Source organism: Rheinheimera sp. MMS21-TC3, assembly GCF_032229285.1.
Lineage (GTDB): Bacteria > Pseudomonadota > Gammaproteobacteria > Enterobacterales > Alteromonadaceae > Alishewanella.
In genome coordinates, this window is sequence record NZ_CP135084.1 from 1,605,209 (window position 1) to 1,618,697 (window position 13,489).

Consider the following 13,489-nt stretch of genomic DNA (forward strand, 5'->3'; position numbering starts at 1 on the left):
GCAATGTCTGTTAAGAAAAAATTTATTGATTTAGTGTTGCGCGGTAAAAACTTATTAAGCCCGGTTACGTCTAAAGCAACTGAAGAATTTAAAAAATTGCAGGGTGAAACTAAGCTGGCAGCAGATCAGCTTAAGCAGCTTGAAGCTACACAGGCAAAACTGGCAACTGCACGTGGGCTTGAGCTTTATGCCGAGCAGGCCGAAAAAGCCTTAGCTGGCGCTAGGGCTGAGGTTACACGTTTAGCCCGTGAAATGGATTTAGGCGGCAAAGCAACCAAAGAACAATCTGAAAACCTTTCAGCTGCCCGCCGTTCAGCTAACCAGCTGCAAACTGAATACAATAAGCTAAGTGGCCAGTTATCTAAAAGCAAATCAGATTTACAGCAAAGTGGCGTTAATACTAAAAAGCTTTCATCTGAACAAGATCGACTACAAAAAGAGATCTTACAGTCTAATGGTGCATTGCAGCAGAAACGTACTAAATTACGTGAATTAAGTGCAGACCTAAAAAAAACATCGGGTTCTACAGGAAAGTTTGGCGAATCATTATCAGGCATAACCACCCGCATTTTAGCTTTTGGTGCCGCTTACATTGGTATTAACCAAGTAAAAGGCGCCTTAACTAATTTATTTACCACCGGTGATAAGTTTGAACGCTTAGATATTCAGCTAGCCGGTGTAATGGGCAGCATTGAAGCAGGTGAGCAAGCAGGCTCATGGATTAAAGACTTTGCTAAAAACACACCGTTACAGCTAGACCAAGTAACTGAAACTTTTGTACGGCTTAAAAACTTTGGACTAAATCCAATGGATGGCGTTATGCAATCCATTATCGACCAGTCGGAAAAGTTAGGCGGTGGTTACGAACGCGTACAAGGTATTTCATTAGCACTTGGCCAAGCCTGGGCTAAACAAAAGCTGCAAGGCGAAGAAATATTACAACTTATAGAACGTGGTGTACCAGTTTGGCAGTTACTTGAAAACGTAACGGGCAAAAACACGGCAGAGCTACAAAAGTTAAGTAGCGCGGGTGCACTTGGCCGCGATGTAATGAAACAGCTTATTGATGAAATAGGCCGTTCAGCCGAAGGCCAAGCGGCCAAAGGTATGGGTACGCTTTCAGGTTTAATATCTAACGCCAAAGATGAATTAGAGCAATTTTACGCATTAGTAGCAAACTCAGGTGCTTTAGATTGGCTAAAAGGCCAGCTATCCGAGCTAAACAAAACCATTGCAAGAATGACCCAAAGCGGTGAGTTAAAAGCGCTAGCTAAAAGCATTAGTGATGGCGTTGTTGCAACTGGCGAAGCCATTAAATCATTAGTAACTACTGTTTTTGAATGGCGAAAAGCCATTATCGGCGTTGGTGCTGCGTGGGCCTTGCTTAAAGTTGGCAGCTTTTTTAAAGGTATGATCACGGGGAGCCGTGATTTAATTGCATCATTATTATCATTAATTGGTACAAAAAAAGCCGCCGCAGCAGCTAATGCGTTATATGCATTTTCATTCAATGCAGTTATAGCACAGATTGGTAGGGCTAGAGTGGCCGCAAACGCATGGGTTGCCAGCTTAACTGGTGTGGGTGCAATGTTATCTAAGGCTGGTATTTTTGGCGGCATAGCTTATGGTGTTTATCAAATTGGCAGGCTAGCAGTTGCAACATGGGATCTTATAGCTGCAAATAATGCATTAAGAAAAAGTGAAAATGATGCTGCCGCATCTAAAGCCGCGCTAAGCGCTGAATTAGAAAAGGTAAATTTACAACTAGGTACAAATTACAAAAGCACAAAAGATTTATTTGATGCCCAAGAAAAAGGCTTAGTAACCTTAAATAAATCAACAGGTGCATGGGAAGCGGTAGATCAATCACTTAAACAACATAGCAATACGTTAGCTGACTATCAAAATGTATGGGACGAAACAGCTAATAAGTTAGAGCAAGCTTATAAACAATTAGGTATTGCTTCAACTAAAAGCTTACAAGAAGCCTCAGAACAAGCCCGATTAGCTTATGAAACCATTGCTATGGGTAATGAACCTATTGAGCAGCAGCAAGCAGCATTTTTAAAGTATGCAGAATCGGCAGCAAAAGCAGCAAAAGCATCAGGTGATAGCTTACCTATTAAGCTACAAGAACAAGCTGCAACACTAGGGCTAACAAAAGAGCTAGGCAAGCTAACAGAACAAAAAATATCAGAAGCACAAGTTACCGATTTACAAGCAAAAGCCTACGGCAATATGGGCGCAGATATTCAGCAAACTAAAGATGCTATTGCAGAATATAAGAAAACATTAGATAGCAGCACTGCATCATCAGAAGATAAAGCACTTGCCTCTCAGCAGCTAGCAAAAGCAGAAGCACAATTAAAAGAGCAAACCAACGCATTAAATGAAGTTAAGCAGTTAGAGTTATCAACCCTTGCGCAATTAAAGCTCAAGTATGATGAATACACTCGGCAAATGGATGAGTTAGATGAGCTGTACCGAAACAACGGTATTAGTGCCGCAGAGTATTTACAGCAAAAAGAACGTTACGTAAAAGTATTAAACATTATAAGCCCTATGTTAGCGGGCATGAAAGACACCGAACAGCAACTAGAACAACAAACTGATTTATCAAATAAAAGCTTAGCTGAACAACAGCGCATACTTGAAAACTTAGCTGGCACAACTGGTAAAGCCATTCAATACACAAGCTTGTTAGCTCAGGCACAGCAAGCTATTAATCAAGACTTTAATTTAAGTGCACAATCAACAGAGCAGTTAAGCGCTAGAGTTAAAGAACTAAGCTCGTTTATTGTACAAAATAACCGCGTTAGCAATATATGGTGGACAGATTTAGCAAGAGCCAGCAATCAAGCTTTTGCACGAGAAAAACAAATTATTAATGAAACACTATTAATAAGAAAATACACAGAGCAACTAGCCAGTAGTAGCGTTTCAATTAACGATGTAGCGAGAATATCTAAAGCATTAAATTATGAGTTTAATCAATTAGGCGACAGTGATCTGGCCCCGTTACGTAACGCTATTACCGATGCTGAAAACCGTATTTTATCATTACGCGACGGTTTGCAAGGTACGTTCAGAGGGCTGCAAGATGAACTGGACAGGCTGCAAAACAACCAAGCCGCTATTGAAAAACGCAATTATGAAACGCAACTGGCCGACTTAAACGCCAAATTAAAACAAGCACAAGAGTCTAATGATCAAGCTGCGATAAGTGCAGCAAAACAGTCATTAGCGTTAGCAAAAGAAATTTACGCTATAAAAACATCACAAATTCAAGCTGAAGCCCAAAGCAAAGCGAATTCAAACAGCGCAACTGACCCAGCAGCACAAACAGCCAAACCAAGGTTTGCCAGCGAAGTGCCTGTATTGCCACGGAGCGCGATTGTTAGCAACAGCAACAGCAACAGCGCACCAAGCCAAACGGTAAGGCTAGAACTGGCCATGCCATCGGGTTCAACATATCAAGCACAAATGGGCAGCAACGACGTAAACCGCATGCTAGCTGAAATAGAACGTGCCGCGAGTACATCATTATGATGATTGACACAATAACACTAGACGATGACTTTGAAGTTACATCGGCATTATGGACCGGCTTTACGCTGAATAAAGAATACGCCAGTAGTGGTGCTTTGTTAGTAGAGCTGGCTCAAATGCAAGCCGGAATGCCCATTGTGCTTAACAGCGGTGAGCATTGGGTTAAAAAATCAAAAGTCGATGAACTATTAGCCCATGCCAAGCTGGGCAAAGCTAGTTTTACATTAACACTGCCCGACAGCAGTACCCACACAGTAATGTGGGATTACACAGATACGCCAATAAGCGCTCAGCCGTTGTTACGCGAAACCTACCAAACCAACGGCAGCAACTTAGTAAACGTGCAACTTAAATTTCTTACTGTTTAGTAAAATTTCTTACTGTTTAACCAGTAACTGTATAAACAACTGTATAAGGGCGCTACATGCTACGCACCGACCTAAAAATATTTAAATCAGAACGCATGACACAGCAAGCCGACGCAGGCGGCCAGCGTACCAGTAATGAAGTGCAAAACGGCCAGCTTAACGAAGTGGTTGGCAACATATCGGATATTGACCACGCGCAATCCGCAGTAGATATTGCCAAAATTTATCCTGCAGTAAGCACGGCCAATACTGACTTATTGCAAGATGGCCATATTTTAATAAACGAACCACCGCTTGATCCGCTTGTAGATGTAATGATCATCGAATCTACAGCGGTTAACGACGGCAGCACCCGTGCAGATATCATTAATGCCATCGAATCCAGCGTAGTGCCATCATTGCTGTTACGGTCCGGGCTATCAGCAATGGTAGCTGGTCAGGACCAAATTAATACCCTGGATTTAACTGCAAACGCACCAACTGGCGAGCAGCCGCAGGTAACACTAACGGCTGGGCGCGTATATGTAATCAGCGTAGAGTACACCGGAGATGCAAATACAGATTACCCGCGCTTTACGCATTTTATAAAGATAACGGAAGTTGGCAGCGGTTATTACCGTTTTGAGCCGCCGCTGCCATACAACACGCCCGGAGCTAGTCAGTCAATAAATGGTCAAACCCGCTGCACCAAGCTGCGCGAGATTACCGCCGGTGCGGGGGTAACTTATCACGGTGTAACACAGTTAACGTCAGCTGCATCAGGCACTGAGTTGCAAGTATCAAAAACGGCTGGGCGTGTGACACCACGCATAACCGAAGCACTTGAAACAAACGGCAACCAGCCGTTTGCTGGATTTGCTCCTGGTTTAGTAACCAGTATCATTGAATTTCCGGCAGTAGGCCCGACCTACAGCGTGCCAGTGCCCGACTTTATACAGTTACCAGGTACAACTGCTTTTGTAGTGTCGTACATATCAGGTGGCGCAAATTGGACGATGAGATATAGCAACGCAGCTCTGAACGGCGTCAATCTTGAGTTCACATTGCCGCGCATACCAGACTCCGATACTAACGTGCAGTTGTCTTATTACAGCTCAGAACGGTACGCAATTTACAACTATCCCGATGACGGAGCGATACCAGCAGGTTATAGCCTGGTGCCTCTCACCGTAACCGGCAGTGTGCTGCGGGCTGTCGACAATCAGCGATATACCGCTCGTCAAGAAGATGCCGATCCAACCCGCTTTAATGTCTGGATATACAATGCGACGACAAACATATTTCAGCTTGCCGTGATACTTGATCTGGATGATGGCACACCAAGCTATTTTAATAATTACAGCTCGTTGCAATATCAGGCTATTTTGTCTAACGATGAAGCTGCAGGCGAATCGGCAACAACAGCTAATTTTGTCATGGAGTTTAACGAAGTATTGCCAGACTCATTTTATATGTCAGTCGAACTTGTAGCAGGTGGCTTGTTATCGGCCAGCAGCGACGCCAACGGCGACATTACAGGCGTAAACGTAACTGGCACTATTACCGGCAACGCAGTTAATCTGATATTTGCCGAGCAGGTAAAGCTCAGCACGCTGCAGTACAGTATTAACGAAGTGATTGAATTGGTGCCGCCCAGCAATCTGTACGGCATAAACCCGCTGCGCTTACCCAACGGCGGCGCAGTGCAGCTCTACAGGCCATTTGGCGTTATCTGTGTTGCACATAACCAATACTCGCAATACCCAAGCCTAACGCCAGCACAAAGCATTACCGCGCGGCCAAACAGCTTTATTGATATTGTTGACGGCGAGGGGGCAAGCCTCTGGCACCCAATGCAGCAACACTACGAGTACGACAAAGACACCGGCGAGGTAACCATTGTTAACGTCGCAGGATTCACCGCACCGTTTGAACTGGTCGACACTCTCAGCGAACTGGCGTTAGTTACTGCAGTTACGGACAACACACTCAAAATCACCGCCGCACTAAAAGGCACTTATCCCGCAGGCAGCGTTGTCAGCAGCGTATATCAGCTGGGCGATTTACAAGCGCGGGTAACCAATATTTTTGACCAAACCACCTGGAACGGTGTGTGGTCAGACACTATCCAGGGCGACCCGGCGCCGGCTAATTACAACGCCGCGGCATATCCACCTGAGGTTACAAACGAGTCAGCAATTAACGATCGCTGGGCGTTTATTTTTACCAGCGATACAGCATTCAGGTGCATCGGTAAAAATGTTGGGCAGGTCGGCACCGGCGACACACTAAGCGACTTCGCGCCAATTAATCCGGCTACCGGCTTACCGTACTTCATCATTCGGTGGCAGGGCTGGGGCGGCGGCTGGCAGCCGGGCAACGTCTGGTTTGAAGAAACTATCGCAGCATCAAAACCGGCGGTGCTATTGCGCTCAGTAAGCGCAGGCCATAGCGCTATAGACCAAGACAGTATTCGCTTACATTTTCGCGGCAACGCCGAATAACCAGAATTAGCATTAGGAGTAACACATGGCACAGCCAGTAACAGTATATAGATGGGATGACCCAGGAGCGCCACAATTAGACACTGCAACACCAGATCGCATAATTGACATCTTAAAAAAATGCTTAATCGAAGGGTACGGCACAAAAAGCCCATTAGGCTGGGCAGTAGCATTTGAAGATGCTGCAAATAAAAAAATAGTATTTAGAAATGATCCAATAGAAGGCAGTGGCAGTTTTGTTCAATTCTGGCATGTGAATGATAACACAACGTACTTTCGTAATGCTGAATCAATGACTGGCCTTGATAGCTTTATTTACCCAGGCTATCTAAACAGCATAAATTTACGTAACACTTTTGATAACGGTAAATGGATAGTTGCAGGAACAAAAACAGCTTTTTATTTAATGTTTGCTAGAAAAGAAATGGATAATTATAAACCATCTACTTTTGATTATTCTAGAAATTTCTTTTGCGGTGATTTTATTTCAACGGCTGTTAACGATGTATCGAGTTTTATTTGCGTAGGTTATAACATTTCTAGTGATAGCACGGCAAACACCGGCACGATAACTACTAATACTAATAACCCATTATCAGGGCGCGGATTTTCTGGGAATATATTTACCAAAAATGCTGCCAATAGTTTCGGGCTGAAAATAAGAAGCTCAGACGGCGATATAGAGATTGAACAGCATAATTTTTACATGGTTATGAATGGTACACATGTGCTGCCTGATGGCCCGTTGGGAGGAATAAATTTAAGTGATGTTATCTTATACTCAGCTAATGGCAACCCAGCGACAAAAACTAATATGCCGCTTGTAAGGGGAGTGTTGCCTGGCTTGTTATATTTGCCCACTACTTATTACGCATCTTATCCATACCCATACTTTGAAAAGTATAATGGTGATGATTACCTATTATTGCCATCAGATAGGGTTGTCACTGGCCAGTCCGGCGGCTGTTATCTAATGTTGAATGCAGAATGGTGGGATGGGCCAAACCGTGGCTAATTACATAAAATCATCGGTTATAACCGAGCTAGGATTGGGTAAGTCCAAACATTCAAAATTAATTGTTCAAACTAATCATAATGATTCGGTATATCCTGCAAGGGTGGCAGTATTCAACAGAAATGATTGGCGGTTACACTTTTCAGGTAAAACCAACGATTTAGGCCAAGTTAATATTGTTGTGCCGGCAATATATTCCAATTTAGCTGAACTAATAGTTTTATCTGTTGATGATAATTTAACTTATAACGCTGTTATTGTAGATAACGTGCAATCAGAATTGGTGCCATGAAAACTGTTTTAAATTTTAAGCAGGCGGCATTTTACCCCGTTGGTTCAGTTATATTCGATTTTTCTGGCAGCTCTGAACCACCACCGCCAGTGCCTATTGTTGAGCCCAATCTGATTATGGCCGTATCTGCTCGATACACTCAACGAACTAGCCGCATTGTGCAATTAATTAAAGCTAGTTGGCAAAGCGGTGATATTGCTAATGCGGTAAACGTTGGTTGGTCGTCTAACCCAGTAACCATTAAGTTGTTGCATTCAGTATGGCAAGCCACACCCTTACTAACGCAACAATCCGGTACTGAGTGGAGCGGCAATTGGCCGTTGATAACTAAAAAAACTCTGTTTAATTGGGGTGGTTATCAACAGCTGATAACTCAGGTTAAAACCAGCTGGGCAGACTGGCCAATCGTTAGCGTTCAGTCAAAAGCAACTTGGTTACCAACCGTCAAGTTGCAGCAACTGCAAACTAAACAACACTGGCAACACACCGATATTGCAGAGCAATTTGTAAACCTGTTTTATAACCATGGCGGCGATATCAACCGTGGCTACAAACTGCCCTACGGCCCAAGGCCACCAAGCTATATTTGCAGTAACGATTACCGCCCGCAAAAAGGCACAGTAACACTCAACTTTACGGAGCTGGCAACGCTCATCGCCGGCACAGTAACGCTTAATTTCTCAAACGACGGCAACCCCGTAGTGTGCGAGCTGGATAATGGCGGCGGCTTAATCTGGCCAATGCCAGACCTACCCACAATAGACATAACCAAACCGATAACGCCGCCCCGGCGCAGGAGCTATATCATGCAGCCACAGTTACGCTGCTATCGCGTAAGCGATAACACTGAAATCAACATTATCAGCGCCAACTGGAGCATAAGCCGCAGTCAGTGGGGCGCAACTATCAGCCTGCAATGCGGCAGCAAAGGCGATAAAGATCTGCTGTTTGCAGGTGGTCCTCAAGAATTCAAACTGCTAATAAATGGTTATACATTTTACGGCTTGGCCGAAGAATTTAGCGTAAGTGCTGCCTTTGGCAAAACAACATGGACAGTAACAGGGCGTAGTAATGTAGCAGAGCTAGCAGCACCCAATGCTGCGCCGCGTTCTTATAGTAACAGCACAGCTAAAGGCATAGCAGCACTAGCTACAGATGAACTAATTGGTACAGGCTGGACGCTTGATTATGGCCCAGCACAATTTAACGTACCTGCTGGCGTGTTTAGCTATCAAAATAAAACACCCATTGAAGCCATAGCGCAAATTGCCGCAGCTGTAGGGGCAATGGTGTATGCAGATGGCGAAACTAAAACAATATACATCCGCGCTAAATGGCCAGTAACACCTTGGGCCATCAGTACTGCAATTCCTGATATTGCAGTGCATGATGATGTAATCTTACAGTACAGCACCCAACCTGTAATAGCACCGCTATACAACAAAGTAATGGTACGTGGTGAACAGCAAGGCGTGTTTGGTGGGGTTAAACGTACAGGCACAGCCGGTGACAAGCTGGCGCCCGATGTTATAGAGCCGCTAATTACAGACAATTTAGCAGCACGCCAGCGCGGCACGGCAGAATTAGCAGAGTCGGGTAATAAAGACAACGTAAGCTTAACCCTGCCAATAATGGATTTATTACCCCCCTGTATGCCTGGGCAAATTCTAGGGGTTACATGGCAAACTGAAACATACAAAGCATTAATAGACAGCCTAAGCATAAGCGGCCAACGCAGCCAAAACGGCCAGCTAACAGTACGGCAAACAGTGGGAGCGCTACGCAGCTATGAGTAAAAAATATGACTAACAGCTATCGTAAATTACGCAATTTAACCCACGGCCCCACACGAACAGTAGCCACAGTTACCAGCCACAACCCAGACGGCACAAGCACAGTACAGCTAATGAGCGGGGCGTTTATAACAGTGCTAGGCCAAGACGTAGCCGTTAGCAACAAGGCTTACATAGAAGGTGGGCGGGTAATAGGCCAAGCAGCAGATCTGCCTTATGTTGAAATAGAAATATAAGCTGTTATGGAAGTTATATGTAATTAGGCTATGTTAAGAAATAACTAATTGTATGCTTAGAAAAGGATATTCATTGAAGTTACTTATTAAACTACTAGTTATATTAATCGTTTTTACCATAGCACTTATAGCTCAACTGCAAATTTTCGGTGCACCCGAATCGCTTATAAAAGCAGTGCAGTCTTATCAGGCCGAAGCCTATGTTAAATCAACGCTGTTAGAACCAAATTTAGCGGTATTTAGAAATAAAGAAGGTATTTGCGGCGAGGTGATGAGCAGTAATATAGACGATGAATATTTGCGTTACATAGCAACCGGTAAAGATGCTGTTTTAATAGATGATCATTCAGCTAGTTTCGAAGATTTATGGCAAATGACCTGCGCTCTTAATGATAACGAAAGGGAATCAGTTGTTCAGAAACTAAGTGTACCGGTATAAGGATACAACCAAGTTAATTTTGCGAATTTTGCAATGCTGTATATTGGGGCGGAATTGGGGCGCATTTGGGGCGCTTAAATTTTCACTATGTAGCAGAAACGAAAAAACCTGTTATTAAACAGGCTTTTAAATGGTCGGTACGGCAGGATTTGAACCTGCGACCCCTGACACCCCATGCCAGTGCGCTACCAAGCTGCGCTACGTACCGAACTAGGGCGTATAATAAAGATTATCGGCTAGAAAGCAATGCCCTAGTAGCTGATTGCTGTAATTTACAGCAGTTTGTTGGCTCAGCATTTAAATCTAGTGAGAAACTGTTGTATCCATGGATAATTATTAATGAGGCGAGTTAGCGTTAGGTTTAGCGTAGTGCTTGGCACATGACAACAGTAAAATCTAATTTATGTTATATAGGCTTAAATGCATCTGCTACTGGTGAATTTTTACTAAGTCAGTAAAATAGCGAATAACTTGCATAATGGAATGATTTATCTAGTGTCAGAACAAGATCTTTTTGCCGATATTCGGCCGTATAATGATAACGAAGTTGCACCTGCTATTCAGCGTTTAATTGCCGATGAAGAGTTTATCCAAGCTATTTTGCATTATCGATTTCCGCATATGCCTGGTGTTATTGGTAGCGTTGCTGCGCCATTATTACGTTTTATATTAAAGCGCAAACTTGCCAAGTTAAAGTCGGTACAAGATGTTCAGCGCCAAGTGGCGACTTTTATGAATAAAATGATCGAAACGACGAGTAAAGAAATTACTTTTTCCGGTTTAGAGTTATTGGATCCTAAAAAAAGTTATTTATTTTTGTCTAATCATCGAGATATAGCGATGGATCCAGCTTTAGTTAATTGGTGTTTACATCAAAAAGGCTTTGCTACTGTCCGTATTGCCATAGGTGATAATCTGCTGCGTAAGCCTTGTGCGACTGAGCTAATGAAGCTTAATAAAAGCTTTATTGTTAAACGTGGTGCTAAAGGTCCACGTGAGATGTTAAAGAACTTTTCTCAACTATCTGCTTATATCAAACATTCATTAGATGAAAATCATTCCGTTTGGATCGCACAAAAAGAAGGTCGCGCTAAAGATGGTAATGACGTTACAGATCCGGCCATATTAAAAATGTTTTATATGCAGGGTAAAAAACAAGGTACAGACTTTGCCACTTATATGGCAGAGCTTAATATTGTGCCTGTATGTTTATCTTATGAATATGACCCTTGTGACACAGATAAAATAAAAGAGTTATGGCAAAAGAAAACGGTAGGCCATTATCAAAAATCTGAGTTTGAAGATATTGATACTATCATTAAAGGCATTGTTGGCTTTAAAGGTCGCATTCATGTGGCTTTTAGCGCCCCAGTTACTAGCATCCCCGCTGAGCCAGATGATCTTGCTAAACTAATTGATCAGCAAATATGGCAAAATTACAGGCTGTTTCCAATTAATTATTTAGCTGCTGGCATACAAGATTCATCTATAGATGAAGTTGCAGTAGAGCAGTGGCAAAATAGATTAATGGCTGTGCCTGATGGTGCCCATGACTTATTAACTCAATTGTATGCCGCGCCTGTAGCTAAGAAACAGTAAGCAACAGCAAATAGTAGGAGCGCCAAAGTTGCCATATTTACTTGCAGTTACCTTATTGTGGGCATTTTCATTTAGTTTAATAGGTGTTTATTTAGCCGGCCAAGTTGATGTCTATTTTGCGGTATTAATTAGAGTGGTTTTAGCCGTGCTAGTTTTTTTACCTTTTTTAAAGCCGCAACCAATAAATTTAATAGTTAAACTCTTAGTTTTAGGTGCTGTACAATTAGGTTGTATGTATCTATTTTATTATCAAGCGTTTTTGTACTTAACAGTGCCAGAAGTGCTAGTTTTTACTATTTTCACCCCTGTGTATATCACCTTGTTATACGATATTTTACAGCAACGATTTCAATACCGTTTTTTATTAGCGGCTATTGTCGCTGTTATTGCTGCTGCTATTATGCGTTATCAAAGTTTAACCGAAGATTATTGGCTAGGTTTTATTATCGTCCAAATGGCTAACTTATGTTTTGCTATTGGCCAGGTAGGTTATAAAGTTGTATTAGAAAAACTGCCAAAATCTATTAATCAATTACAGTTATTTGGTTGGTTTTATATTGGCGCTGTATTAGTTGTTTTACCGGCTTGGTTGATAATGGGAACAGAGCAATACCCTACCAGTACTGTGCAGTGGTCGATTCTGTTTTGGCTTGGCTTAGTAGCCTCAGGTGGAGGTTATTATTGGTGGAATAAAGGTGCGACCCAAGTGAGTAGTGGCTTATTAGCCGTAATGAATAATGTACTTATTCCAGCCGGACTGTTAGTTAATCTGTTAATTTGGAATAAGCAGCAAAACCTAATAACTTTAGCTCTTGGTTCTGCATTATTATTAGTTTCTTGTTTTATTTGTAAAGATACAAAACCAATTATAGGAGCGGCCAATGGCCCGACAAATTAGTTACACTTTTAATAAACAAACTAAAGTTATCAATTTTAGTTATGATAAATACCGAGATATGTATGAAGCTGTCGCTGCTGCAGAAGGAATAGATTTAACGAACTTTTTAGCAATGGAGCAACAAATTGCCATGACCGCTAAGCACAGCTCAGCTACTAAGAACTTTAGGCAACAAGAGTTTATTCGGATGGGGTTTAAGAATATTGCTTTTGTTAAGCAAGAAGAGCCTAGTGAAAAGTAGGGCTATAAATAGATTAATTACTTAAGAGCAAGTAATAAAAAAGGACACCTAAGTGTCCTTTTTTGGCAAGAGCTTAAATTACAGAACTGTAACGTTAGCAGCTTGTGGGCCTTTTTGGCCTTGTTCGATTTCGAAAGCAACGCGTTGGCCTTCGTTTAAGGTTTTGTAACCTTCAGTTTGGATAGCACGGAAGTGAACGAATGCGTCAGCGCCGCCGTTATCTTGAGTAATGAATCCGAAACCTTTATCAGCGTTAAACCACTTAACTACACCTGTTACTTTAGCCATGAATGACTCCTAAAAATTTAATATATTAATTGACGCTAAATTGCGCTTTTAGCCTGACTGTTACTTTACTTATGCGGCCAAACGTGCGTGAATCTTCAGGACATGACTTACTATGAAGCTGTGTAGCGAAGTTTTCATAAACATTTTGTTACATAGGTCTGCTTTACAGGCCGGTTTATACTATAGCAGCTTTGTTATGAATGTATAGTGTAATTTGCAAATAAACCCTTATTTATTATAAAAAAGTATTAAAACAAAAAAGCTGCCGAAGCAGCTTTCAGTCAATAC

12 protein-coding genes and 1 tRNA gene are annotated in these 13,489 nt (G+C 42.4%); 11 read left to right on the forward strand and 2 right to left on the reverse strand.

What is annotated here, in order from left to right; translation table 11 throughout:
* The first annotated feature begins 3 nt into the window (after positions 1–3).
* The 8 genes from RDV63_RS08010 to RDV63_RS08045 all read left to right on the forward strand — a co-directional run bounded on the left by RDV63_RS08010 (position 4) and on the right by RDV63_RS08045 (position 10,175).
* Entirely contained in the window at positions 4–3,549 is a 3,546-nt protein-coding gene (locus RDV63_RS08010; protein WP_313908978.1) for a tape measure protein, read from the forward strand.
* Positions 3,546–3,917: a hypothetical protein gene (locus RDV63_RS08015; RefSeq protein WP_313908979.1), complete on the forward strand. Its 372-nt coding sequence runs from the start codon at positions 3,546–3,548 to the stop codon at positions 3,915–3,917. The genes RDV63_RS08010 and RDV63_RS08015 overlap by 4 nt, the downstream gene beginning before the upstream one ends.
* A 56-nt stretch (positions 3,918–3,973) precedes the next feature.
* Positions 3,974–6,400: a hypothetical protein gene (locus RDV63_RS08020; protein ID WP_313908980.1), complete on the forward strand. Its 2,427-nt coding sequence runs from the start codon at positions 3,974–3,976 to the stop codon at positions 6,398–6,400.
* A 25-nt stretch (positions 6,401–6,425) separates the two neighbouring features.
* Positions 6,426–7,415, forward strand: coding sequence for a hypothetical protein (locus RDV63_RS08025; RefSeq protein ID WP_313908981.1), 990 nt, complete (start codon positions 6,426–6,428; stop codon positions 7,413–7,415).
* Complete coding sequence (locus RDV63_RS08030) at positions 7,408–7,707, forward strand: hypothetical protein (RefSeq protein ID WP_313908982.1); 300 nt, start codon at positions 7,408–7,410, stop codon at positions 7,705–7,707. The genes RDV63_RS08025 and RDV63_RS08030 overlap by 8 nt, the downstream gene beginning before the upstream one ends.
* A complete protein-coding gene (locus RDV63_RS08035; protein ID WP_313908983.1) occupies positions 7,704–9,503 on the forward strand; it encodes a hypothetical protein in 1,800 nt (599 codons plus the stop codon). The genes RDV63_RS08030 and RDV63_RS08035 overlap by 4 nt, the downstream gene beginning before the upstream one ends.
* A gap of 5 nt (positions 9,504–9,508) precedes the next feature.
* The gene (locus RDV63_RS08040; RefSeq protein WP_313908984.1) at positions 9,509–9,736 is read left to right on the forward strand and encodes a hypothetical protein; all 228 of its coding nucleotides are present in this window, start codon (positions 9,509–9,511) and stop codon (positions 9,734–9,736) included.
* A gap of 73 nt (positions 9,737–9,809) precedes the next feature.
* Entirely contained in the window at positions 9,810–10,175 is a 366-nt protein-coding gene (locus tag RDV63_RS08045; RefSeq protein WP_313908985.1) for a hypothetical protein, read from the forward strand.
* 131 nt (positions 10,176–10,306) lie between these two features.
* Here RDV63_RS08045 and RDV63_RS08050 read toward each other — a convergent pair.
* A tRNA-Pro gene (locus tag RDV63_RS08050) sits at positions 10,307–10,383 on the reverse strand.
* Between the two features lie 287 nt (positions 10,384–10,670).
* Here RDV63_RS08050 and RDV63_RS08055 point away from each other — a divergent pair.
* Genes RDV63_RS08055 through RDV63_RS08065 form a run of 3 tightly spaced genes read left to right on the forward strand, consistent with a single transcriptional unit; the run spans position 10,671 to position 12,913 of the window.
* On the forward strand, positions 10,671–11,774 hold the full coding sequence (locus RDV63_RS08055; protein WP_313908986.1) for a 1-acyl-sn-glycerol-3-phosphate acyltransferase: 1,104 nt from the start codon (positions 10,671–10,673) through the stop codon (positions 11,772–11,774).
* Positions 11,775–11,802: 28 nt separating this feature from the next.
* On the forward strand, positions 11,803–12,672 hold the full coding sequence (locus tag RDV63_RS08060) for an EamA family transporter (RefSeq protein WP_313908987.1): 870 nt from the start codon (positions 11,803–11,805) through the stop codon (positions 12,670–12,672).
* Complete coding sequence (locus tag RDV63_RS08065; protein WP_313908988.1) at positions 12,656–12,913, forward strand: DUF2960 domain-containing protein; 258 nt, start codon at positions 12,656–12,658, stop codon at positions 12,911–12,913. Before RDV63_RS08060 ends, RDV63_RS08065 begins: the two co-directional genes overlap by 17 nt.
* A gap of 78 nt (positions 12,914–12,991) precedes the next feature.
* On the opposite strand, the gene RDV63_RS08070 is transcribed toward RDV63_RS08065, so the two are convergent.
* On the reverse strand, positions 12,992–13,201 hold the full coding sequence (locus RDV63_RS08070) for a cold-shock protein (RefSeq protein ID WP_027670166.1): 210 nt from the start codon (positions 13,199–13,201) through the stop codon (positions 12,992–12,994).
* Between the last annotated feature and the right edge of the window lie 288 nt (positions 13,202–13,489).

Bases quoted from the DNA above. Each gene is read 5' to 3' on its own strand.
- RDV63_RS08010 (WP_313908978.1), top strand. From the start codon at position 4: ATGTCTGTTAAGAAAAAATTTATTGATTTAGTGTTGCGCGGTAAAAAC.
- RDV63_RS08015 (WP_313908979.1), top strand. From the start codon at position 3,546: ATGATGATTGACACAATAACACTAGACGATGACTTTGAAGTTACATCG.
- RDV63_RS08020 (WP_313908980.1), top strand. From the start codon at position 3,974: ATGCTACGCACCGACCTAAAAATATTTAAATCAGAACGCATGACACAG.
- RDV63_RS08025 (WP_313908981.1), top strand. From the start codon at position 6,426: ATGGCACAGCCAGTAACAGTATATAGATGGGATGACCCAGGAGCGCCA.
- RDV63_RS08035 (WP_313908983.1), top strand. From the start codon at position 7,704: ATGAAAACTGTTTTAAATTTTAAGCAGGCGGCATTTTACCCCGTTGGT.
- RDV63_RS08040 (WP_313908984.1), top strand. From the start codon at position 9,509: ATGACTAACAGCTATCGTAAATTACGCAATTTAACCCACGGCCCCACA.
- RDV63_RS08065 (WP_313908988.1), top strand. From the start codon at position 12,656: ATGGCCCGACAAATTAGTTACACTTTTAATAAACAAACTAAAGTTATC.
- RDV63_RS08070 (WP_027670166.1), bottom strand. From the start codon at position 13,201: ATGGCTAAAGTAACAGGTGTAGTTAAGTGGTTTAACGCTGATAAAGGT.